A 24,451-nucleotide genomic window follows, 5' to 3' on the forward strand; every position below is an offset into this window, starting at 1 on the left:
GCACGTGGTTTGGGACCATGGGGCCGGGGGTTCAAATCCTCTCACCCCGACCAATAATTTTAAGAAACGTCTGTGTTCAGGCGTTTTTTTATTTTCCATTAAAGTTACAGAAGTGTTAAGCAAAAATCTAATAATTTATTAACGAAAATTTTCTCAGATTTAATCTAGATCTAATATTCAAACTCTATTTCCTTAGGATAATCATTTTTAACAATTTCAAATGTTACAAAAAAGTTACAAAAGCATGATAAATTTTATCAAATAGGCTTGTAAATTGGATAAGCTGTTAGCTTTGATATATAATTGAGGTATATTTGGGAGATGAAAAGGAGTTAGAGATGAACAGAAAATCATTTAAATTTATGTCGATGTTAATGGCGATTTCTATATTCTTTGTAACTATATTTTCTACTGGTGCTATCAATTCAGTTTCAAAAGCTAATGATAAACCGGTAAATATAAGTAGTATAAAAGGGTTAAAAGGAAAACCACTTTATATTAAGGATAGTAGAATAGGAACAATAGGTGAAGGTTCGAAAGTTGTATTCAAAAATGAAAATGACGAAACTAGAGAGTTTACTTCTAAGTACAATGATGACACTGGACTATATTACTTTGATTTAAATTTTGACTTGTCAGGAAGTTGGAATTTAGTTCAAGATACCATAGATGGTGCTTTAGATAGTAATGAGTTTTCAGTTGACATCTATGAAAACCTAGAAGAAATGACAGGAGAGTCTACTGGATATGTCCTTTCTGATGTGCTAGAGGGAAAATCCTCAATCATTGGAGAAGACTTGGAGAATTTGCTTTCAACTATTATAGGATATGATGCCCAAGGGGAATACGCACAAGTAGATATTAGTATTAGCTCATCAAAGGCTACTTCTAATATGTCGGTTTTCAATAATGGACTATCTTCATCCCTTGGAGTTGAAGAAAATACTTACTTACCTGCAGGAGATTATGATTTAAACTTACAAGTAGGATCATATTCTAAACATGTAGGATTGACTCTACTGTCCGATTATACTAATAAAGTTGATTTGAATTTAGAGGAGCCTGTTGAAGAGGATCAAGCGCAATTGATGTCCCTATCTTCTGTAGAAGAAGATAATGTAAGTGAATTAAGTGGAGAATCATCAACATCTGCTGTTGTGAATGTAAATAGGCTTTCTGGTAGAAGTAGGTATGAAACGGCTGTTAGTATATCTAAAAGCAAATTTAGCAGTGCTAAGTCTGTAGTACTTGCAAATGGAGAGATGCCAAATGATATTTTAGTAGGATCTTCCTTGGCGGGAAGTTTAAATAGTCCTATTTTAATTACTGGAAAGGATCAATTAAACACATCAACTAAGTCTGAGATAAACAGATTAGGTGCTGGAAAGATATTTGTAATTGGTGGACTGTCAAAGATTTCCTCAAAGGTCATTTCTGAGCTTAAATCAATGGGAAAACAAACTCAAATTTTAGACGGAGGAAGTGATGAGGGAACTTCTGTAAAAGTTGCTTCACAATCTCAAAGTATAAGAAAGGCAAGCGCCCTAATCCTTTCAAGCAAGGATAGTTTACCAGATTCACTATCGGCTTCGGCTTTAGCGGCTAATAAGGGTTATCCAATACTATATACTTTTCAAAAGTCAGTACCTAATGCCGTTAAGAATTATATTAATAGCAGTGGCGTTTCCACTGTAATTGTTGTTGGTGGAGACTCAACAATAGACAATTCTGTTATAACTTTCTTAAGGTCCTTAGGAAAAAATGTTGTTAGGGTTTCTGGTAGATCAAGGTACGATACATCCTTGGCTATTGCTAATAAGTACTTTCCATCAGTTAGTGAGTTAGGGGTTGCTACAGGAAGGGAATTTGTAGATAGTTTGACTTCTGGTCCCGTTAGTGGTCTTAAAAATCAACCTACTATTCTAGTGAGTGACGATAATATAAGTAGTGGTTTAAAGAAATATGTACAAAATACTAAAGCTAAGACTGTAACTGTATATGGTGGTAACAAATGGGTTTCAGATGCTTTTATAAGCAATATGAAGGGCTATTTAAACCAACTTTATAACACATCTGACGTTCTAGATGTTACTGGAAATCAAAAACCTACTACGAAGGTAAGAATCATGTTGGACCCTGGCCATGGTGCAGGTTCAGCCCATAATAGAGGTTATGTTGGACCAAGATGGAATAACGAAGGTGATGGAAACTATCATTTTTCCCTATTATTGGCTAAGGAGTTGAGAAAGTACGGTATTGAAGTAAATACTACTAGAAGCAGTATTTGGAAAGATCCTGGCCTTGCAACAAGGGGTAAATTGGGAGCTAGTCACAACTTGTTTATTTCACTTCATACCAATGCAGCCAACTCAAAGGCAAGTGGCGTAGAAATCTATGAGGATGTCGATAGAAGGGCTACAACTCTTGCAAATCAGTTGACAAGGACCATCTCTTCAACTTTGGGAATCGGAAATCGTGGTGTAAAATATAGATACTACGGCGACAATACGGATGGAGTTGATCCAAAATCCAACTTCTATGGAGTTCTAAGAAATAATAAGGCGTCTGCAGGAATGTTAATTGAACACTGCTTCCATGATAATATGGACGACGTATTAAAATATGAAAAAAATGCTGAAATTTTGGCTGCTAATATGGCTAAGACCATAGCTAGATATTTTGGACTTACAAAATAAATTTCACTTGATTAAGCACTCAAATTTTTGAGTGCTTGATTTGTGCATAATTTAGAGAAATATGATATACTAATTTAATGTGAATACTTTAATTACAATGGAGGAATATTATGAGTGCTGTTTTAGTTAGCAAAGAAAAAAATAGGGCGGTTTTTACTGTAGAACTTCCTAATAGTCAGTTTGAGGAAGCTATACAAAAAGCCTACATTAAGAATAAAAATAGATTTTCTGTACCGGGATTTAGAAAGGGTAAGGTTCCAAGAAAGATAGTAGAACTTAACTATGGGATAGAAGTGTTCTATGAGGATGCTATTAATATTCTATTACCAGGTGCTTATGAGTCTGCTGTTGAAGAGCTTGAATTAGAGCCTGTTGCTCAACCAGAAGTGGACATAGATGAACTAGAAAAGGGTGGTCCTGTTAAGTTTAAGTTCGAAGTGGATGTTAAACCTGAGGTTAAATTAGGAGATTACTCTAATCTAGAAGTTGAAATAGAAAATACCGAAGTAACTGAAGATGATATAAAAAGAGTTATAGACTCTGAATTAGAGTCCAACTCCAGAATGATTTCTGTAGAGGATAGAGCAGTTAAGGATGGGGATATTGCAAATATCGACTTTGTTGGAAAACTTGAAGGTGAAGAATTCCCAGGAGGCTCTGCAGATAATTATGATTTAGTTATAGGTTCTGGTTCTTTTATTCCAGGATTTGAGGAACAAATCATTGGAAAGAAAATAGGGGAAGAATTTGATGTGGATGTTGTTTTCCCTGAAGACTACCAAGAAGAATCCTTGGCAGGAAAAAATGTAATATTCGAAGTTAAATTAAATTCTATCCAGGAAAAAGAACTTCCTGAACTAGATGATGAATTTGTAAAGGACGTATCTGAATTTGATACTTTAGAAGAATACAAAAACAATATTAAGATAGACTTGGAAGAAGAAAACAAGAAGTCTATTGAAGTACAAAAGGAAAATAAATCCGTTGAAGCTTTAATTGATGTTATGGATGTAGAAATACCTGAATCTATGATCGATATGGAAGTTGATAGGGAATATCAAAACTTCTTATATAGAGTACAAGGCATGGGAATATCTGCTGAGCAGTACTACGCCATTACACATACTGATGAACAAAAGACAAGAGAAGATTTAAGACCTGCTTCTGAAAAGAAAGTTAAGGGAGAACTAGCCTTAGACGCCTTCATTGAAAAGGAAAATATTGAGGCGACTGAGGAGGAAATAGATAAGGAAATTTCCGAATTAGCTAAACAATACGAAGTAAAAGATGTTGAAGGATTTAAAAAGAATTTAAAGGAATCTGGAGATTTTGACTTTATAACTGATACTGTAAATAGAAGAAAGGCCTTAGAAAAACTAGTTAGTATGGTAAGTTTCAAAGAAGCTTAACGGTTAGAATAATTAGGAGGTAAATATGACTTTAGTACCTATGGTAGTTGAACAAACAAATAGAGGAGAAAGATCTTATGATATCTATTCTAGACTTTTAAAGGATAGAATAATATTTGTAAGTGGGGAAATAAATAATGCAATGGCAGATTTGATTGTTGCCCAGTTGTTATTTTTAGAGTCTGAAGATCCTAAAAAGGATATTCAAATGTATATAAATTCTCCTGGAGGTTCTGTTAGTGCGGGATTTGCTATTTATGATACTATGCAATATGTAAAATGTGACGTTAGCACTATTTGCATAGGAATGGCTGCAAGTATGGGAGCTTTCCTATTGGCGGCAGGTGAAAAAGGCAAGAGATTTGCATTACCAAACTCAGATATTATGATTCATCAACCTCTAGGTGGCGCTCAAGGTCAAGCTGAAGATATTAGAATTCATGCTGAAAAGATTTTAAAGACCAGGGACAAGTTGAATAAGATATTGTCTGAGCGAACAGGTCAACCTTTGGAAGTAATTGAAAGAGATACCGATAGAGATAACTTTTTAGAGGCTGAAGATGCTAAGGAATATGGCTTAATAGATAAAGTTATTGAGAAATCAATGTAGTGGGAGGCTATATGGCAAAAAAAGAGGAAAATAGAATTAGTTGCTCTTTCTGTGGAAAAACCTCTGATGAAGTCAATAGATTGATTGCTGGGCCAAATGTCTTTATCTGTGATGAATGCATTAAATTATGTAATGATATCATAGATGAAGAGTTTAAATATGCTCAAGCTAAGGAAATCAAAGAAAGTAAATTTTATAAGCCTGCTGAAATGAAAAAGGTCTTAGACGATTATGTTATACAGCAAGACCAGGGTAAAAGAGCCCTGGCTGTTGCTGTATACAATCATTATAAGAGGCTTAATAGTGACATAGATGATAGTGATGTAGAATTACAAAAATCCAATATTTTGCTTATAGGACCAACAGGGTCTGGAAAGACTTTACTTGCTCAAACTTTGGCAAAGACCTTGGAAGTACCCTTTGCTATTGCTGATGCAACATCTTTAACTGAAGCTGGTTATGTTGGGGAAGATGTTGAAAATATAATATTAAAATTGGTTCAAGCAGCTGATTATAATATTGAAAGAGCTGAAAGAGGAATTATCTATGTGGATGAGATCGATAAAATTTCTAGAAAATCTGCAAATCCATCTATAACAAGGGATGTAAGTGGAGAAGGAGTCCAACAGGCCTTGTTGAAGATAATTGAGGGAACTATAGCAAATGTTCCTCCTCAGGGTGGAAGAAAGCATCCTAATCAAGAATATATAGAAGTTGATACAACCAATATCCTCTTTATATTTGGTGGAGCTTTTGAAGGTATAGAAAAGATTATCGAAAAGAGAAAAGAGACTAAGTCCATTGGATTTGGTGCAGATTTTCTTGGAAAACAAGATAAAAAAGTCTATGAATTATTAAAGGATGTTAGACAGGAAGATTTATTAAAGTATGGTCTGATTCCTGAATTAATAGGTAGAATTCCACTTATTGTAACCTTGGATGAGCTCGATGTAGATTCTTTAATAAAGATACTCTGTGAGCCTAAAAATGCGATTGTTAAGCAATATAAGAAACTTTTCAAAATGGATGGAGTAGATTTGGAATTCACTGATGATAGCTTGAAAGCTATCGCCCAAAAAGCATATGATAGAAAGACAGGGGCAAGGGGTTTAAGATCTATAATTGAAGAGCTTTTATTGGATATTATGTTTGAAATTCCTACTATGGATAATATAAAAAAGGTTATAATTGAAGAAAGTACAGTAACTAAAAACGAAAAACCAACCTTGGTTTATAATTAATTTTATGGCTCACTTAGGTGGGCCTATTTTTAAAATATTGGATACTTAGCACTTATAGTGTTCGATTTTGTGAGGTAAAGATGGATAAAGAAAAAGAAAAAATGGTTAAGAATTTAATTCCGGTGATTCCTCTAAGGGGTGTAACTGTATACCCTCAAACTATAATACACTTTGATGTGGGAAGGCCGAAATCTGTTAAGGCACTGGAGACATCAATTCTTAAGGACAATAAAATACTACTTATTCCTCAGAAGGATCCTGTGGAAGAAAATCCTTCCCAGGAGGACCTTTTTGACTATGGGGTTTGTGCCGAAATAAGACAGACTTTAAAACTTCCAAATGGAACTACTAGAGTTTTAGTGGAAGGAATTTTTAGATGTAAAGTTGTTTCATTTATTGAAGATGAGGAATTTTTCCAAGTGGAAGTTGAGGAATTAGTTGAGAATATAGAAGAGATATCTAGTGAAAAACTTGAGGTTCTTACAAGATTATTGCTTAAGGATGTACAGGAGTTTATAAAGAGTAATCCTTTGGTTTCAGAGGAAATGATAATTCCTGTTTTAGATACTAAAAATCCAACAAGATTGGCAGATATTGTAAGTTCTTATTTAGAATTAAAACCCAAAGATTATTACTCTTTAATAAAAGAAGATAATTTAGAAAAACGTCTGGAAATACTACATGAGATTTTGATAAAGGAGATAGAATACTTAAAGATTGAAGAGGAGATCAACAATAGGGTCAATGTTCAAATCAACAAATCTCAACGTGAATATTTCCTTAAGGAACAATTGTCTGTTATTAAAGAGGAATTAGGGGAAGAAGACGAAGAGTCTATTGTAGAGAACTACACTAAAAAGATTAAGAAACTAAAACTTGACAAGGAATCTGAAAAGCATGTTTTAAAGGAAGTAAAGAGACTTGAAAAAATGTCCAATATGAGCCCTGAAGTAAATGTTATTCAATCTTATCTAGATGAAATTCTTAGTATCAATTGGAATAAGAAGACTAAGGAAAGCTATGATATAAAAAAGGCAAGGGATATTTTAAATAGTGAACACTATGCTTTAGAGGACGTCAAAGAGAGAATTTTAGAATATATTGCAGTTAAAAAGTTAACTGATGGTTTAAAGGGGCCTATTCTTTGTTTGGTTGGACCACCTGGTGTGGGAAAGACTTCTATTGTAAAGTCTATTGCTAAGGCCACCAATAGAAATTTTGTTAGTATGAGACTTGGTGGAGTTAGGGATGAAGCTGAGATAAGGGGGCATAGAAAGACCTATATCGGTGCAATGCCAGGTAAGATAATAAAGCTGATGGAAGATGCCAATTCTACAAATCCTGTTTTTCTATTAGATGAGATTGACAAGTTGGCATCGGACTTTAGGGGAGATCCTGCATCGGCGCTATTGGAAGTCTTAGATCCAGCACAAAATGACAGTTTTGTGGACAATTATTTGGAAATTCCCTTTGATCTGTCCAAGGTGATGTTTATTACTACTGCAAACTCTCTAAACACAATCCCAGATGCTTTGCTTGATAGAATGGAAATAATTCGAATTGCAGGATATACGGAAATTGAAAAACTTAATATAGCTAAGAGACATTTAATCCCTAAGCAATTAAAAGAACATGGGATTTCTGAATCTCAGTTTAGGATTTCAGACAACTGTATAAAAAAGATAATTTTGAACTATACCAGAGAAGCAGGTGTTAGAAATTTAGAGAGGATAATCTCTAAAGCCATTAGAAAGTCTGTAATCGAAATTGTGGAAAAAAAGAAAAAATCCATTAGGATTGATGGTAGGAACTTAGAAAAGTATATTGGTTCTAAAAAGATAATCGATGACGATATTCCTACAGAGGATATGGTTGGTATAGTCAATGGATTGGCATGGACTTCTGTTGGCGGTGAAATCTTGACCATAGAGGCAAATATTATGAAGGGCTCTGGCAAGTTAAAACTCACCGGAATGTTGGGGGATGTAATGAAGGAGTCTGCACAAGCGGCTGTTTCTTACATCAGAAGCAATCAGGATGAATTAAATATAAAAGGAGAGTTCTATAAGGACAAAGACATTCACTTACACTTCCCAGAAGGTGCTGTTCCAAAGGACGGTCCATCTGCGGGAATTTCCATAACTACTGCTTTGGTGTCCGCTCTTAGTGGGAAAAAAGTCTCCCATAATATTGCCATGACAGGGGAGATTACACTTAGAGGTAGAGTTTTACCAATTGGTGGAGTAAAGGAAAAAGTCCTTGCTGCAAATAGGTATGGAATTAAGACTGTAATCTTACCATATGGAAATAAAAAAGATTTAACGGAAATTCCTGAAAATGTGCAAAAGAATATGGAAATAAAATTTGCCCAGACCATTAATGAAGTTTTAGATTTAGCATTAAAAGAGAAGTAAAAGTCTAATACGATATGATTTCCCACAACTTGTAGATAATCCATAGTACGGTTATAATGTTTATTGGGTATTAGAAAAATTGAGAGGTGGATTATGGATAATAGACAATTGGCAATAAATACTATAAAGGTTATATCCGCCGAAGGAGTTCAAAAGGCAAAGTCAGGTCATCCAGGACTTCCTTTAGGTGCAGCTCCTATGGCGTTTACCCTTTGGGATGAAGTATTAAAACACAATCCAAAAGATCCAAATTGGATTAATAGGGATAGATTTATCTTATCAGCTGGACATGGTTCCATGCTTTTATATTCACTTTTACACTTGTTTGGATATGGATTGGATATTGAAGATTTACAAAATTTTAGACAGCTAGACTCAAAGACTCCAGGTCATCCTGAGTTTGGACATACTACTGGAGTAGAAGCCACTACTGGACCATTGGGACAGGGTATTGCAATGGGTGTTGGTATGGCTATGGCGGAGGAGCATTTAGCTGCAAAGTACAATAGAGATGGTTTTAACATTATAGACCATTATACTTATGTACTAGTTGGGGATGGATGTCTGATGGAAGGTATTTCCAATGAAGCATCTTCCTTTGCTGGAACTAATGAATTATCTAAGTTAATTGTACTTTATGATTCAAATAATATAACTATCGAAGGGGGAACGGACTTAGCTTTTAAAGAATCTGTAATAGACAGATATAAGGCTTTAGGTTGGGAAACTTTCTATGTTGAAGATGGAAGGGACACCCAGTCCATTTTACAAGCAATCAATGAAGCTAAAAAGTCTAGTAAACCTAGCTTAATCGAAGTTAAGACTAAAATTGGTGCAGATAGTCCAAGGGAAGGCATGGCAAAGGCTCACGGTGAACCCCTTGGTGATGATGGCGTAAAAAGCTTAAGAGAAAAACTTGAGTGGTCTTATGAAGAAGATTTTTATGTTCCACATGAGGTTAAGGACTATATTTCTGAAGGAAATATTAAAAGAGAAGAAGAACATAAAAAATGGCAATCTCTATATGCTGAATATAGGGAAAAATATCCAGAACTTGCAGAGGAATTGGAATTTTCTTTAAAGAGAGAACTACCTCAAAACCTTTTTGATGATAATTTTTATACTTTTGAAAAGGATGATGCTTCTAGAGGATATTCTGGAATTATTTTAAATAGACTTTCTGAAAAATTACCATATCTATTTGGTGGTTCTGCCGACTTAGCTCCTTCAAACAAAACGGAAATGAAAAACTTTGGATATTTCAAGCCGGATAATAGAAGTGGATCAAATATAAATTATGGTGTTAGAGAGATGGCTATGGCAGCAATGGCTAATGGAATTAGTCTACATGGTGGATTATTACCATATGTGGCTACTTTCTTAGTGTTTAGTGACTATTTTAAACCATCCATTAGGCTGTCTGCGTTAATGAGTCAACAGGTTCTATATATATTAACCCATGACAGTATAGGTGTGGGTGAAGATGGTCCTACTCATCAACCTATTGAACAGTTGTGTATGCTTAGAGCAACTCCTAATATTTCAACTTTCAGACCTGCAGATGGTAAGGAAACGGCGAGTGCTTATGAATATGCACTTACGAATAAAACCGGTCCTACAGTCTTTGCATTGACAAGACAAAAGTTAGAAAACCTTGAAGAAACAGGTAGAGATGCTATATATGGAGGATATGTTTTAAAGGACTTAGGAGAAAGATTGGATATTATCTTAATGGCTTCAGGATCTGAAGTAAAACTTATATGCGATGCTGCAGAAAGACTTAATAAATTAGGTTATGGAGTAAGGGTTATTTCAATGCCAAGTCCTGATGTCTTTATGAAACAACCGCAGTCCTATAGAGATAAGGTCTTGCCTAATGAAATCAGAAAGAGGGTTTCTGTAGAAGCATTATCGACCATGGGTTGGGACAGACTTGTGGGCTTAGACGGAAAATGCATAGGCATGGAAAGTTTCGGAGCCTCTGCACCTGCAGAAGAATTATTCCCTAAGTTTGGTTTCACAGTTGAAAATATAGTTGAAGAGTCCTTAAGTTTATTGAAAAACGAATAAAAATCATTGGGTAAAAGATGCGTGCTAAAAGTTCTATTACCGATGAAATAGACATTTAGACGTATTTTTTACTTGATATGAAATTATAATTATGATATTATCGTAATTGAACTTATGCAGAGGAGGTGCCAAATGAATACTTTTTTACAAGTTTTACTAGGTCTAGCTAGTGTGGTTATTATAGTTGCTGTTTTATTTCAAGAATCAAAGTCCGATGGACTTGCATCTTTAACAGAAAGCTCTAATACTGCTGGTTATGGAAGAAAGACTTCAAAAAATTACTTAATCGACAGAATAGTTGTGGTAGCGTCAATTATCTTCTTACTTTCTGCATTGGTATTAGCTATGCTATCTAAGTAATTAATTTGTAATTTAGCGATTATTTTAATCGCTTTATTTTTGTTATTATAAATTTTAGGAGGGAAACAAATGAATACAAACGTATTTGGATACGTTGCCATAGGTGCTGGAGTTTTAGCATTGATTTTTGCATTTATTAAATTAAACTCAATTTCAGCTCTATCTGTGGGAACGGAAAGAATGAAAGAAATTTCAACTTTCATATACGACGGTGCAATGGCGTATCTTGGAAGACAAAATCGCGCAATTATCGTTTTTTTAGCGGTTGTAGCAGTAATATTAGGAACAACTGTAGGTTTAAGTACATCAATGTGCTTTATCCTTGGTGGAGTACTATCCATGTTAGCTGGATTTGTAGGGATGGTTGCTGCAACTAGGGCCAATGTTAGAACAGCTAATGCTGCTAAAGAAGGCGGTATGGCTAAGGCTTTAAATGTAGCATTCTCAGGTGGAGCTATTATGGGAATGTGTGTAGTTGGACTTGGAATTATTGGTATAACAGCTTCATATTTAATTTTCAAAGATGCTTCAATTGTAACTGGATTTAGTTTCGGTGCTTCTTCAATCGCACTTTTTGCAAGAGTTGGTGGAGGTATCTATACTAAAGCTGCGGATGTTGGTGCAGACCTTGTAGGTAAAGTAGAAGCGGGAATTCCTGAGGACGACCCTAGAAACCCAGCTGTTATAGCGGACAACGTAGGAGATAATGTTGGAGACGTGGCTGGTATGGGAGCGGATCTTTTTGAATCATATGTAGGTTCTATCCTATCTGGTATTACTTTAGGTATGGTTGCCTTTGGTGCAGAAGGAGTTTATTACGCTATTGCCGTAGCAGCAATTGGTGTAATCGCTTCAATAATCGGAATACTTACAGTAAGAGGAGATAGAGATCCTCAAAAAGCACTTAATGGTGGTACTCTTATTTCTGCAATTATTGCAATAATTGGGGCAGCAGCACTATCAAAGTATATACTTCAAAGTTTCGTTCCATTTATAGCAGTTGCTATAGGTATTGTAGTAGGAGTTTTAATTTCACAATTTACAGAATATTACACATCTGGAGACAAGAAACCAGTTCAAAAAATTGCAGAGGAATCTGAAACTGGTTCTGCAACAAATATAATTTCCGGTCTTGCAGTAGGTATGATGTCTACAGCAGCTCCAATAGTTATAATTGCAATTGGTATTATTGCCGCATTTGTATCTGCAACAGGTATTGCAGACCCTGCTAAGGGATTATATGGTATTGCTGTAGCGGCTATTGGTATGTTATCTACTTGTGGTATGACTATTGCAGTAGATGCTTATGGCCCTATCTCTGACAATGCTGGTGGTATTGCAGAAATGTCAAATCTTCCAGAAGAAGTTAGAAATATTACAGATAAACTTGATGCTGTAGGAAATACAACAGCAGCAATTGGTAAGGGTTTTGCAATAGGTTCAGCAGCACTTACAGCACTGGCTCTATTTGCTTCATATAATGCTGTTGTTAAACTAGAAGCTATAGATGTTTCTAAGCCAGACGTTGTTGCAGGTATGTTTATAGGTGGTATGTTACCATTCCTTTTCTCTTCACTTACTATGGATGCAGTAGGTACAGCGGCTAACGATATGATTAAAGAAGTTAGACGTCAATTTAAAGAAATTAGTGGAATAATGGAAGGTAAAGCAACACCAGACTATAAGAGATGTGTTGACATATCTACAACTGCTGCTTTGAAACAAATGATTGTACCTGGAATTTTAGCAGTTATCAGCCCTATTCTTATAGGATTTCTTTTAGGACCTGAAGCTCTTGGAGGACTTTTAGCTGGTTCACTTATCACAGGTGTTTTAATGGCGATATTTATGTCCAATTCCGGTGGAGCTTGGGATAATGCTAAAAAATATATTGAAGACGGCCATCATGGTGGAAAGGGTTCAGCGGCCCATGCAGCAGCTGTCAATGGAGATACAGTTGGAGATCCATTTAAGGATACTTCAGGACCTTCATTAAATATTTTAGTAAAACTAATGACAGTTGTATCATTGGTATTTGCCCCACTAATCTATCAATATGGTGGAATCATATTAAATATGTTTTCAAAGTAATAAAATCTTAACAGTTTAATATATTGGAATCAGGAATATAGCGTTAGTTATATTCCTTTTTTCAATCAGTAGAATATTTAAAACTTGGGAAAAAAATTAAACTTTAAGAATTAACAAGCATCGATTTTAAATAATTTACATATATGGATAATTATTATCATCCTTTAAGCAATTTTTAATAAAAATCTGATAAAATACTACTCAACGAGGTGATTTAAAAATGAGAATATTGATAGTAGAAGATGAGGTAAGACTGGCAGAAGCTATTTCGGAAATAGTAAAAAGCGAAAAATATGATTCAGATATAGTACATAATGGTAAGGATGGTTTGTACTATGCTTCCTCTGAAATTTATGATTGTATAATTTTGGATGTGATGCTTCCTGAAATGGATGGGTTTGAGGTATTAAGGGAAGTTAGAAAAAAGGGAATTGAAACTCCTATCTTGATGTTGACTGCTAAAGATGAAGTTAAATCTAAAGTGTTAGGACTTGATTATGGGGCTGACGACTATATGACTAAGCCCTTTGACGTAGAAGAGCTTCTAGCGAGGATTAGAGCCATTACAAGGAGAAAAGGACAAGTTATATTGGATGAATTGACCTTTGAGGATTTGATATTAGATTTAAACAATTACAGTATTTCCACAAAGCATAAATCCATTAACTTAACGGCAAAAGAGTTTGAACTAATTAAATTGTTGATGACAAATGCCAATATAGTTGTAACAAAGGATGACCTAATTTCAAAGATTTGGGGATATGACTCCGATGCTGAGGACAATAATGTAGAGGTGTATATCTCCTTTGTTAGAAAGAAACTGAAATTCATAAAAAGCAAGGTAGAAATTACTACTTTAAGAAAGTTAGGGTATAAACTTGAATATACTGGATAAATTAAAACGCAAGTTTTTCATCATTGCGGTGTCGTTGGTAGGCTCTGTTCTACTTGTGGTTTTTTCAGGCATTTTTCTATATTCCTATAGAGTTTTAAGGATAAGTACTGATGATTACTTAAATACTGTAGTTTCAGAGTTGCTCAGTGGAGGAGAACTCTACAATATTCCATTTTTTTTAAGAGGCGACAACAAGAGTCAACCCACTTTTGTCTATGAAATAGGTGACGAATACAGTTTTGTTGCAAGTAATATAAATAGAAAGCTGAAGGACGAAGTGTTAACAAAAATTGTTAATCACATAAATCGACATAAAGATGCAAAAGGATATGTTCTTAGCGAAGAGTTCAAATACCAAGTTGTGAGTTTGGAGGAAAATGGGAAGTATATTCTTTTCCTTGTCAATATATCGCCACAGATAAATATGATACAGCTTTTGGCAAAGGCTTTAATAAGTGCATTTATATTTACCATGATTATAATAGGGTTTATTTCTAAGTATTTAATAGACAAGGCTTTGGAACCGGTGGAACACACGTGGAAGGATCAAAAACAGTTTATCGCCGATGCCTCCCATGAATTAAAAACCCCCCTTACTGTAATACTCGCCAATCTGAAAATTCTTAAAAAATACGATAATTATAATAATGATCAGGTAAAATGGATAGAAAACACAGAGCTTGAGACTAAGAGAATGAAGGATTTAGTAGAAGAAATGCTGTTTTTAGCCAAGAAAGATGCCAATAATATGAATTTTAACTTAGAGAAAATCAATTTCTCTGAATTGGTAGAAGAGGTAGCGTTGACCTTTGAATCCATTGCCTTTGAAAATGATCTAAATATCGTTTATAAGGAGATGTCAGAAAATTTGATGACTTCAGGGGATAGGAATCAACTAAAAAGATTGATCATTATCCTTATTGACAATGCCTGCAAATATTCAAAGCCACATAATGACATAAGTATAAAACTCTATGAAAAGGAGAAAAAAATATTTTTTTCAGTAACATCTATAGGTCCGCCAATCGATGAAAAATGTGCTAATAAAATATTTGAAAGATTTGTAAGAGAATCTAAATCAAGATCTAGAAATTCTGAGGGGGGATATGGTCTTGGTCTTGCAATAGCTAAAACTATTGTAGAAAATCACCATGGTAGAATATACTGGAAAAATTATGAGAATAAGGGTAATACTTTTATTGTAGAATTACCAATCTGATACTTTTTTTTCCAAGGTTTATGTGTTATATTAAATAATAATGATTATTTTTAGGAGGAGTTATGGGAGATACTGTACCGGATGTCCCGAAGCAGATAGCAATATTATTGATATTGACGGCAATTAATGGCTTTTTTGCAGCTGCAGAAATGGCTATAGTATCCGTCGACAGGAAGAAGATTAAATTCTTAGCAGAAGAAAAGGGAAGTAGAAAGGCTAAAATTTTATTAAATTTAATAGCGGAACCATCTAGATTTCTATCTACGATTCAAGTAGGAATTACCCTTGCGGGTTTTTTCTCTGCTGGTTCTGCATCCGTAGGGCTTTCCAAGGAAATTGGAAAACTATTTTTCAAGTTGGGAATACCTTATTCAGGTAAATTGGCCTTTGTATTATTGACTGTAGTATTAGCGTATTTTAACTTAGTCTTTGGAGAGCTTATACCTAAGAGAGTAGCTTTACAAAATGCAGAAAAATTTTCAATGTCATCTATTGGAATAGTCAATTTCTTCTCTAAGATAATGAAGCCCTTTGTCTTTTTGCTATCTGCAACAACAAATGGAATTTTAAGACTTTTAGGTCAAGACACCAGTGGGATGGAAGCAAAGGTTACTTTAGAAGAGATTAAGTCCATAGTTGAAGTAGGACAAGAACAGGGGATTATTGACCCTGTTGAAAGGGAGATGATTGACTCTGTAATTGGTTTTGATGACATCCTAGCAGAGGATATAATGACGGCTCGGACAGAGGTTTTTTGCATTGATATCTCGAGTTCTATAGATGAATATATCGGTGAAATGATGGAATTGAAGTATAGTAGGATACCAGTGTATGAAGATGATATCGACAATATTATAGGTATCTTGTATATTAAAGACTTTATGAGAGAGGCCTTTGAGCATGGTTTTAACAATGTTAACATAAGAAAAATAATAAAACCCGCTTATTTTGTACCTGAAAGAAAAAATATAAACGAGTTATTTTTAGAATTGCAAGAAGCCAAGGTTCATTTTGCTGTCTTGATAGACGAGTATGGAGGTTTTTCGGGAATTGTTACAATGGAGGACCTTATTGAGGAGATAATGGGTGATATTTATGATGAATATGACCAGGAAGAACCGGATTTTAAAATAATAAATTCAAATACTTTTTCTGTCAAAGGAACATTAGAAATAGATGAATTAAATTATAGGATTGGCAGTAAATTCGATGAAGATACTGAGGACTATGACACAGTAGGTGGATTTATTATCTACCATCTAGGTTACATCCCTCGAGACGGAGAAAAACCTTCCTTAGAGGTGGACGGTGTCCAATTCAATGTCGAAACCGTTAAAAACAAGAGAATTCAACAAGTTAGAATAGTTTTATCTGAAGAGTTCCAAAGAAGAGAAGAAGCAGAGGAGCAAGAAGAATATTGATATATATTAAAAATTCAACTGAAATAGAAAAAATGTATAAATCTGGTCAAATCGTAGCAAGGATGCATGAGGAATTAAGAAATATTATAAAACCAGGAATTAAGACTTCTGAAATAAATCAGTTTTGTGAAAACTTCATTAGAGAGCAAGGAGCTATTCCATCTCAAATTGGATATCAAGGTTTTCCCTATGCCACCTGTACATCTGTCAATGATGTTATATGTCATGGATTTCCTTCTGATGAAGTACTAAAGGAAGGCGACCTTATCACTGTTGATACAGTTGTAGAATATGATGGCTTTATGGGGGACTCTGCTTGGAGTTACAGTGTAGGAGAAATATCAGACAATGTAAAAAAACTGATGGAAACCACTAAGGAATGTCTTTATTTAGGGATAAAAGAAGCTGTAATAGGAAATAGATTAGGTGACATAGGTGCCGTTATCCAGGAACATGCCGAAAAGAATGGCTTTTCCGTAGTTAGAGAATTTACAGGCCATGGAATTGGAAGGACCATGCACGAGGACCCTATGGTGCCACATTATGGCAAAAAGGGCAGAGGACAACGACTTCAAGAGGGAATGGTAATAACTATAGAGCCTATGATAAATATTGGGGACTGGAAGAGTAAAATCGACAATGACGGATGGACTGCAAGGACTAAAGATAAAAGCATCTCTTGTCAATACGAACATACACTAGCCATTACCAAGGATGGCCCGAGAATCTTAACTTTACAAAAAGGTGAAGAGCCTTTTATTTAATATTTTGATTTTAAAACTTTTTAATCTAAATAAATGAGGGTAAACTATCAAAACTAGTTTAACCCTCTTTTGTTATTTATTATTTTGTATTATAGGCATATATTGATATTCAGACTTCAACTCTCCAGAAATGATATTATACAGATCTGTGGCCTTATTCTCTAGCTGAAAAAGACTCTTAGAGTTACTATCTTTTAAGTTAAAGTCCCTTTTATTGACTATTAAACTAATATCTGAAACCTTGGAAATATCTTTTAAAATCGAAGCTCCTTTATTATTAAAACCCAAGACATTAACGAACTTTGGCTTGTGTTCTATGGAATCATCCACAAGATTTTTGCTTATCTCAAGGATACAGTTTAATATATATCTCTTTAATCTACCCTCTTTATACCTTTTACTCTTCGATTTTTCTATAAATTCCTTGAAATCATTAGAGGATTTTAAGTTTTTAACAATGAGATTCTCAAGCCCTTCCTCATATCCAGTAATTGTTTTTAAATTCTTATCTTCAACCAAAAAAACGTATTTTATCAATTCAAAATATTCTAAACTTGTCTCAACTGATTTTAATGACTCTAAAGTGGAATTTGGTAAATATTTTGAAATGGAGTCCAATTTGCCATTATAGATATATTTTCTTATGGCAGTTGCCGATGGCTGAGTATTATTTTCGATTTTTTCAGTTAAATAGTTAGATCCCACTCTAGTTATGGGAATGAATTTTAACGAAGAATTTGTTCTAATGGTTGATTTAATATACTCTAGGGCCAGTATGTTATTTGATAAAAAGAATTCATCAAATTCTAAGTTCAACAAAGTTTTAGTTGCAATTTCTAAGGCCTTTGGGTATGAAAATCCCTGGGACATAAGTTTTGAAGTTTTATCTTTTAGCAAGCTACCGTTTTTTATTTGAGACTCTGCAATTTTGTAGAGCATATCAAAGTTTTTGCTTTCGATTCCAAAGGATAGATAATCTACTACTTTTAATTCCTCTAAGATTTTAATTGAACCTAAAGCAAAATTTTCCGCAGATTGAAGTGAATAAATTGTCGGGATTTGTAAGGCTAAGTCCAATCCTGCGGAAATTGCATTTTTACATCTTTCATATTTGTTGAGGATGGCAGGTTCGCCCCTTTGTACAAAATTTCCAGACATAATAGTTATTATTGTACTATCTGGATGTTTTTTCTTAACTTCTTGTATCTGATGTAAATGTCCATTATGAAATGGATTATATTCTGAAATTATCGCTATATTTTTCATTTAGAATCACCGGTATTTCCTTAAATAATTCTATATTATCACTTTGAATTTTAGTGTTATATGCAAAAATTGACACATTTTCTTTCTCAGCTAGTTCCAAAGCCTTAGAAAATTCTTGGTCTGAAGAATAATTTAAAGTAAAATAATCTACCTCTTCTAACTGAACTAAGAATAATATGATTGAACCAAAACCACTTCTTTTTGCCTGTATCAATTCTTTTACATGTTTAGTTCCTCTAGTTGTTGGGGCATCGGGAAATTTTGCGACCCTATTTTCTTCAAGGGTAACACCCTTGACTTCTAGAAAATAATTTTTGTCCTCTGTTTGGGAATAAAAGGATATGTCAAATCTTGAAGATCCATAGGGGACTTCTCTTTTTATATTTTTAGTTTGAAGGTGTTGAAATATATAATTTTTAGTTATTGCATCATAAATAATCTGGTTAGGTACTTGGGAGTCGATATTTATTAGTACATGATTTTTTTCAACGCTAATTAAAGAATATTTAGTCTTTCTATTGGGATTATTAGATTTTTCTAAGTAGCATAAAACTCCAGGTTGTAGAATTTCTTTACAACGTCCGGTTGTCTTTACATGGACTAATTCTAAAGACTCATTTACATAAACCAAAGCTATGAATCTATTTAGCCTTTTTATAAAAATACCTTTGCAAATATTTGAATACATTATAACTCCTTATTGATTTTATTCCCCTCTTATTATATACTAAAAAACTATAAGGTGGGTGGATATGGATATAAGGTATACCTTGGATAAGATATTTGATGTAGAAAGTGAAGCTATAGTATATTTTGCGAAAAATTCCCTATTAGAAGGGTCTCAAGAGCTTATAAACAGGGCGGGACTTAAAGCGTTGGAATCATTAACTAAATTACAAGGCTGCCCGACGGGGGATGTAAAGATAATACCAGGATATGATTTAAGTAATCTCTATATTCTATTGACGGTTTTACCCCATGACATAAAATCAAATATCAATAAAATACTTTTTGATCGTGCTTTTAATGAGATAATTAGAGTCGCAAAGGAATATGATATCAAATCACTAGCCATTAATTTAACGTATTTAAAAGAGAAATATGGCAAGGACTACATTGAAAGTCTCAATAAGGTTCTGCATTCTAAGGCATATAAATTCGATGATTTTATTGTATATCTTTGCAGGTAATTTCATTGACTTTTCGCTAGTGTTTTGATAACATTCTAATTAGCAGTTAATTTAGAATTAACAAAAGAAAGGGTGTTCTACTATATTTCCTGAAACACATATAATAATTGCAGACAAGCTTTGTGAAAAGGTAAATGGAACCTATGATTTAAACTTAAGCAAAAAATGGATGGCATGGGGTGCGGTATCCCCAGATATTTTGCCTCAATATAAGATTGTAAGGCATTATAAAAAATATAGTGAAGACTTTTTAGTAAATGAGATTGTGAGCTTAATCTATCTTTTTAAATTTTTGAATTTTAAAAAGATTGATAGATTTAAGAGGAAGATTTTTTCTACAAAAATAGGAGTTATAAGTCATTTTCTTTGTGATTATATGTGTTTACCCCATAAGGAGAATTGGACTTTTGATAACGCCTTTAAAGATCATTATAAATACGAGAGGGATTTAAACAGATTTGTTAAATCCCATAATTTTACAGAAAATGTGATTAATGTACAACCCATTAATCTCTATGAATTTGAAACAATTCACTTGAAGAAGTTGGTAATAGATTATATTAATAAAGTTGAGGAAGAATATTCGAAAGCTGTATCTTTTAAACAGGATTTAGATTTTGCACTAAATTTGAGTTTAAACATATCCTGCTTTATATTGGATGTAGTGGAAGCTCTAGCAACCCAGGAGGATCTAAGGTACTCTTTTCTATTCTGATTAATATATGGGAGGGCCTATGCATCTTGCAAAGAAAAAAGAAGACAAACTAAAAGAAGATTTAAAGTCTAGATTTCTATATCAAGATGACTTGGACTCATTGTATCTCCTACTATCAGTAATAGAATCAGAGTATAGGTGTAATACTCTTAGGCCTAAGTATAGTTGTACTAAAAGGGTTTTTAATGCCATTGGCAAGTTTTTTAATGGTAGAGAGGATATCGATGAGATTAAATCCGCTGGAGTAAAAGTTTTGAATGAAGATCTTTCTAGACTGGAATTTGCAATATATCTTGAAGCCTATTCTCTGGGATATGAAAATTTTCATGCAGTTAATTATGCTGAAAATTTTGTTTTGAGTAAATTATCTCCTAAGGATTTAAAGGGAAGAAAGAAATTATTTCATACCTATAAGGATAAAGAGACTAGGGAAGTAAAAAAGTATATTGTTAAGGGCATAAAAAGCTATAAGGAATTTGAAAAAAACACTGAAATTCTTGTAAGAAAGTATTTTGATAGGGTAATACGGGACAAGATTTACTACTTGAACAAGTACTTGGATAAACAGCTTATATTTAGATTTGACGGTGTTAATACCTATATAGTTGAGGAAAGATTCATAACCTTAAAAGAATTAGAGCAATTATTTGATAAATTATTAAAAACTTATATTCGCTCAATCAAATTTCTAAGTAAAGAAGCGGTTTGGTTTGGCGTAAATGATAGAGTTTTAAGCAGATATTAAGAGAGGGGTAAATTACCCTCTTTTTATTTATCAATGTAGCACTCAAACCTGTTAAGTGATTAGCATTAGACTTGGTAGTGAGTGCTCGATTTATTTATTAAAGAACTAATAAATTCCTTTCGTTTTTATAAATCGTGATTATTGCCTAGGGGCTTACTAAATGAAAGTTATTTTATGGTAGAATTATATTGAGGTGTATTAGTGAGAGTATTGGGAATTGATCCAGGGATTGCAATTATTGGTTATTCTGTCCTGGATTTTTATAATAATAGAATAAAATTGGTTGAGTATGGTTGTATTACAACTTCTTCAAAGTCTACCCTGCCTGAAAGGTTAAGATTTATTGACGAAGAAATGAATAATATAATCACTGAATTTAAGCCGGAAGAAATGGCTATTGAGGAACTCTTCTTCAATAAAAATGTAAAGACCGCCATTACAGTTGCCCAAGCAAGAGGGGTAGAAGTCCTATCGGGGGTAAAAAATGACCTGGAAGTATTTGAATATACACCACTTCAAGTTAAACAGGCGGTGGTAGGGTATGGAAGAGCTGACAAGTTACAAGTTCAAGAGTCGGTAAAGGCTATTTTAAGACTTGATCATATACCTAAGCCCGATGATGCAGCAGATGCAATTGCAATTGCAATTTGTCACTGCTTTAGCAATAAATTTAAGTACTTATATGAAATGAGGTAATATATTGTACGCTTATATAATTGGCGATGTAAAAGCCATATATGAAGACGAAATAATAGTTGAAAACTCTGGAATAGGATATAGGATATATACTACTGCATCCACTATTGCAGAATTAAACACCTATGAAACCTTTAAATTATATACTGAGTATATTGTCAGAGAAGACGGTGTTTTTCTTTATGGATTTTCTAGTGAAGAGGAATTAAATCTTTTTAAGGAATTAATCAAGGTGTCATCAATCGGTCCTAAAGTTGCTATATCTCTATTGTCAACTTTAAACACCAATGATATAAAGTACGCTATCCACACTAATGATGTAGAGCTTTTAACAAAGGCACCTGGGATTGGAAAGAAGACAGCCGGAAGAATCATTTTAGAATTGAAGGATAAGTTGGCTAAGGATTACCATGTTCCAGATTCCGACTCTAATTTAGTTGATAAAGATGAGGATAGGGTTTTTGCAATTGAAGCTTTAATCAATTTGGGATATTTAAAAAATGATGTGGAAAAGGTATTGGGACAAATAGATCCTTCTTTAAGACTTGAGGATAAGATAAAAATGGCAATGAAAAATCTAGAGAGTAAGAGGTGATAGCTGTGGAAGATTCTAATGAGAGAATTGTTGGTAGAAATTTTATTTCTCAAGATGAAGTCATTGAATACTCTTTAAGACCAAAATGGATGAAGGATTATATTGGTCAGGATAAGGCTAAGAAAAAACTTGAGATTTTCATTAAGGCTGCTAGAGAAAGAGGAGAGGCCTTGGACCATGTGCTTTTACATGGACCTCCAGGCCTTGGAAAGACTACTTTGGCAAATATTATAGCAAATGAAATGGGAGTCAATTTAAGGATAACGAGTGGTCCGGCAATTGAAAAACCATCTGACTTGGCCTCCATCTTAACGAATCTACAAAAGGATGATGTCTTATTTATCGATGAGATACATAGAATAAATCGTTCTGTGGAAGAAGTGCTATATCCTGCGATGGAAGACTATGCTCTGGATATAATTGTAGGAAAAGGACCTTCTGCAAGGTCTTTGCGAATTGACTTAGAACACTTTACTTTAATTGGTGCAACGACTAGATCTGGACAATTGACTTCCCCATTAAGGGACAGATTTGGAGTGCTTTTAAATTTGGAATTGTATTCCAATAACGACTTAGCCAAAATAGTTAAAAGATCTGCAGGGGTATTAAAAGTTGAGATAGATGACAATGGCGCCTTGGAAATAGCGAGAAGAAGCAGGGGAACGCCAAGAATTGCCAATAGATTATTGAAAAGGGTTAGGGACTATGCTCAAGTAGTCCATGATGGTAAAATAACTGAAGAGATTTCTAAATTGGGGTTAAATATGTTAGAAGTAGACTCTTTAGGTTTGGATAGTGTGGATAAAAAGATAATTTTAACAATAATTAACAATTTTTATGGTGGTCCTGTTGGAGTTGATACAATAGCTGCTTCTACCGGCGAAGAGAGTATCACAATTGAGGATGTATACGAACCCTATTTACTCCAAATAGGATTTTTAAACAGAACTAGTAGGGGAAGGGTTGTGACTAAGAGGGCCTTTGAACACTTTGGTATAGAATATAGGGAATAGGTGGTTTATTGAGAACAGATGATTTTGATTTTAATCTAGATGAAACTTTAATTGCACAGCATCCATTAAAAAACAGGGATGAATCTAGATTGCTTGTAATGGGTAGAAATAGTGGAAAAATCGAACATAAAAGATTTTTTGATATTGTAGACTATTTAAATGAGGGAGATGTCCTCGTTTTAAATAACACGAGAGTGATTCCTGCAAGACTCTTTGGTAATAGGCCTGGTAAAGATGAAAAGATAGAGGTCCTTTTGGTAAAGAGGATGGAAGATGATATATGGGAATGTTTGGTAAAACCTGGTAAGAAGATGAAACTAAATTCGAAGGTTGAATTTGGTAATGGCCTATTAAAAGGAGAGGTTGTAAATATTTCCGAAGAAGGAAATAGATTTATAAAATTCTATTATGAAGGAATTTTTGAGGAGATTTTGGATAAGTTAGGAAATATGCCTCTTCCACCATATATTACAGAAAAGTTAGAAGACAAAGAAAGGTATCAAACTGTATATTCTAAACATGAGGGTTCTGCTGCTGCTCCTACTGCGGGACTTCACTTTACAAAAGAATTGCTTGAGAAAATAAGGCTAGAGGGAGTAATTGTTGCCTTTGTAACCTTACATGTTGGTTTAGGAACCTTTCGACCTGTTAAAGTCGATAATGTGGATGATCATAAAATGCACTCAGAAATGTATGTTCTACCAAAAGAGACCGCGGGACTGATAAATGATGCTAAGAAGAGAGGAAACAATATCGTTGCAGTAGGTACTACATGTATTAGAACCTTGGAGACAGTGGCTAAAAAATATGGAGATATTAGAGAAGACAGTGGATGGACGGACATATTCATTTATCCAGGGTTTGAGTATAGGGTAGTAGATAGTTTAATAACGAATTTTCACCTACCTAAATCTACACTATTAATGTTAGTATCTGCATTTTCCAGCAAGGAAAATATTATGAAAGCATACGAAATTGCACAAGAAGAAAGATATAGATTTTTCTCCTTTGGAGATGCTATGTTTATTATGAGGGATTAAA

The 24,451-nt window shown here is 34.0% G+C and carries 21 protein-coding genes; 19 read left to right on the top strand and 2 right to left on the bottom strand.

Annotation, left to right across the window (positions count from 1 at the left end):
- The first annotated feature begins 338 nt into the window (after window positions 1-338).
- From Q1K37_RS04120 to map, 12 genes are all read left to right on the top strand, one after another.
- Window positions 339-2,696 carry a cell wall-binding repeat-containing protein gene (locus Q1K37_RS04120; RefSeq protein WP_300409635.1) on the top strand — a complete coding sequence of 786 codons (2,358 nt, stop codon included), beginning with the start codon at window positions 339-341 and terminating at the stop codon, window positions 2,694-2,696.
- Window positions 2,697-2,806: 110 nt separating this feature from the next.
- Window positions 2,807-4,105: a trigger factor gene (gene tig / locus Q1K37_RS04125; protein WP_300409637.1), complete on the top strand. Its 1,299-nt coding sequence runs from the start codon at window positions 2,807-2,809 to the stop codon at window positions 4,103-4,105.
- A 25-nt stretch (window positions 4,106-4,130) separates the two neighbouring features.
- Window positions 4,131-4,715, top strand: coding sequence for an ATP-dependent Clp endopeptidase proteolytic subunit ClpP (clpP, locus tag Q1K37_RS04130; protein ID WP_300409640.1), 585 nt, complete (start codon window positions 4,131-4,133; stop codon window positions 4,713-4,715).
- An 11-nt stretch (window positions 4,716-4,726) separates the two neighbouring features.
- A complete protein-coding gene (gene clpX, locus Q1K37_RS04135) occupies window positions 4,727-5,956 on the top strand; it encodes an ATP-dependent Clp protease ATP-binding subunit ClpX (protein WP_300409642.1) in 1,230 nt (409 codons plus the stop codon).
- An 80-nt stretch (window positions 5,957-6,036) separates the two neighbouring features.
- On the top strand, window positions 6,037-8,370 hold the full coding sequence (gene lon, locus Q1K37_RS04140; RefSeq protein ID WP_300409645.1) for an endopeptidase La: 2,334 nt from the start codon (window positions 6,037-6,039) through the stop codon (window positions 8,368-8,370).
- A gap of 93 nt (window positions 8,371-8,463) precedes the next feature.
- Complete coding sequence (gene tkt, locus Q1K37_RS04145) at window positions 8,464-10,440, top strand: transketolase (protein ID WP_300409647.1); 1,977 nt, start codon at window positions 8,464-8,466, stop codon at window positions 10,438-10,440.
- A gap of 132 nt (window positions 10,441-10,572) precedes the next feature.
- A complete protein-coding gene (gene secG, locus Q1K37_RS04150) occupies window positions 10,573-10,800 on the top strand; it encodes a preprotein translocase subunit SecG (RefSeq protein ID WP_300409649.1) in 228 nt (75 codons plus the stop codon).
- Window positions 10,801-10,869: 69 nt separating this feature from the next.
- Window positions 10,870-12,891, top strand: a complete 2,022-nt coding sequence (locus Q1K37_RS04155; RefSeq protein ID WP_300409650.1) for a sodium-translocating pyrophosphatase — start codon at window positions 10,870-10,872, stop codon at window positions 12,889-12,891.
- A gap of 220 nt (window positions 12,892-13,111) precedes the next feature.
- Complete coding sequence (locus tag Q1K37_RS04160) at window positions 13,112-13,786, top strand: response regulator transcription factor (RefSeq protein ID WP_300409652.1); 675 nt, start codon at window positions 13,112-13,114, stop codon at window positions 13,784-13,786.
- Window positions 13,770-15,005, top strand: a complete 1,236-nt coding sequence (locus tag Q1K37_RS04165; protein ID WP_300409654.1) for a HAMP domain-containing sensor histidine kinase — start codon at window positions 13,770-13,772, stop codon at window positions 15,003-15,005. Before Q1K37_RS04160 ends, Q1K37_RS04165 begins: the two co-directional genes overlap by 17 nt.
- A 62-nt stretch (window positions 15,006-15,067) precedes the next feature.
- Window positions 15,068-16,426, top strand: a complete 1,359-nt coding sequence (locus Q1K37_RS04170) for a hemolysin family protein (RefSeq protein WP_300409656.1) — start codon at window positions 15,068-15,070, stop codon at window positions 16,424-16,426.
- On the top strand, window positions 16,423-17,190 hold the full coding sequence (gene map / locus Q1K37_RS04175; RefSeq protein ID WP_300409658.1) for a type I methionyl aminopeptidase: 768 nt from the start codon (window positions 16,423-16,425) through the stop codon (window positions 17,188-17,190). Before Q1K37_RS04170 ends, map begins: the two co-directional genes overlap by 4 nt.
- A 72-nt stretch (window positions 17,191-17,262) precedes the next feature.
- Here map and Q1K37_RS04180 read toward each other — a convergent pair whose 3' ends face one another.
- Together Q1K37_RS04180 and sfsA are read right to left on the bottom strand one after the other, a co-directional pair.
- Window positions 17,263-18,456, bottom strand: coding sequence for a nucleotidyltransferase family protein (locus Q1K37_RS04180; RefSeq protein ID WP_300409660.1), 1,194 nt, complete (start codon window positions 18,454-18,456; stop codon window positions 17,263-17,265).
- Complete coding sequence (gene sfsA, locus Q1K37_RS04185) at window positions 18,425-19,144, bottom strand: DNA/RNA nuclease SfsA (protein ID WP_300409663.1); 720 nt, start codon at window positions 19,142-19,144, stop codon at window positions 18,425-18,427. The genes Q1K37_RS04180 and sfsA overlap by 32 nt, the downstream gene beginning before the upstream one ends.
- 64 nt (window positions 19,145-19,208) lie before the next feature.
- On the opposite strand from sfsA, the gene Q1K37_RS04190 reads away from it, so the two are divergent.
- The 7 genes from Q1K37_RS04190 (at window position 19,209) to queA (ending at window position 24,450) form a co-directional block, all read left to right on the top strand.
- Window positions 19,209-19,646, top strand: coding sequence for a macro domain-containing protein (locus Q1K37_RS04190; RefSeq protein WP_300409665.1), 438 nt, complete (start codon window positions 19,209-19,211; stop codon window positions 19,644-19,646).
- Window positions 19,647-19,752: 106 nt separating this feature from the next.
- The gene (locus Q1K37_RS04195; protein WP_300409823.1) at window positions 19,753-20,361 is read left to right on the top strand and encodes a zinc dependent phospholipase C family protein; all 609 of its coding nucleotides are present in this window, start codon (window positions 19,753-19,755) and stop codon (window positions 20,359-20,361) included.
- A gap of 19 nt (window positions 20,362-20,380) precedes the next feature.
- Window positions 20,381-21,106 carry a hypothetical protein gene (locus tag Q1K37_RS04200; protein WP_300409667.1) on the top strand — a complete coding sequence of 242 codons (726 nt, stop codon included), beginning with the start codon at window positions 20,381-20,383 and terminating at the stop codon, window positions 21,104-21,106.
- Window positions 21,107-21,307: 201 nt separating this feature from the next.
- Complete coding sequence (ruvC, locus tag Q1K37_RS04205; RefSeq protein WP_300409670.1) at window positions 21,308-21,802, top strand: crossover junction endodeoxyribonuclease RuvC; 495 nt, start codon at window positions 21,308-21,310, stop codon at window positions 21,800-21,802.
- A gap of 4 nt (window positions 21,803-21,806) precedes the next feature.
- A complete protein-coding gene (gene ruvA / locus Q1K37_RS04210; protein ID WP_300409672.1) occupies window positions 21,807-22,397 on the top strand; it encodes a Holliday junction branch migration protein RuvA in 591 nt (196 codons plus the stop codon).
- Window positions 22,398-22,402: 5 nt separating this feature from the next.
- A complete protein-coding gene (ruvB, locus tag Q1K37_RS04215) occupies window positions 22,403-23,410 on the top strand; it encodes a Holliday junction branch migration DNA helicase RuvB (protein WP_300409675.1) in 1,008 nt (335 codons plus the stop codon).
- Between the two features lie 8 nt (window positions 23,411-23,418).
- Window positions 23,419-24,450 carry a tRNA preQ1(34) S-adenosylmethionine ribosyltransferase-isomerase QueA gene (gene queA / locus Q1K37_RS04220; RefSeq protein WP_300409678.1) on the top strand — a complete coding sequence of 344 codons (1,032 nt, stop codon included), beginning with the start codon at window positions 23,419-23,421 and terminating at the stop codon, window positions 24,448-24,450.
- Window position 24,451 lies beyond the last annotated feature (1 nt).

The organism is Lagierella sp. (assembly GCF_029983815.1).
Taxonomy (GTDB): domain Bacteria; phylum Bacillota; class Clostridia; order Tissierellales; family Peptoniphilaceae; genus Mediannikoviicoccus.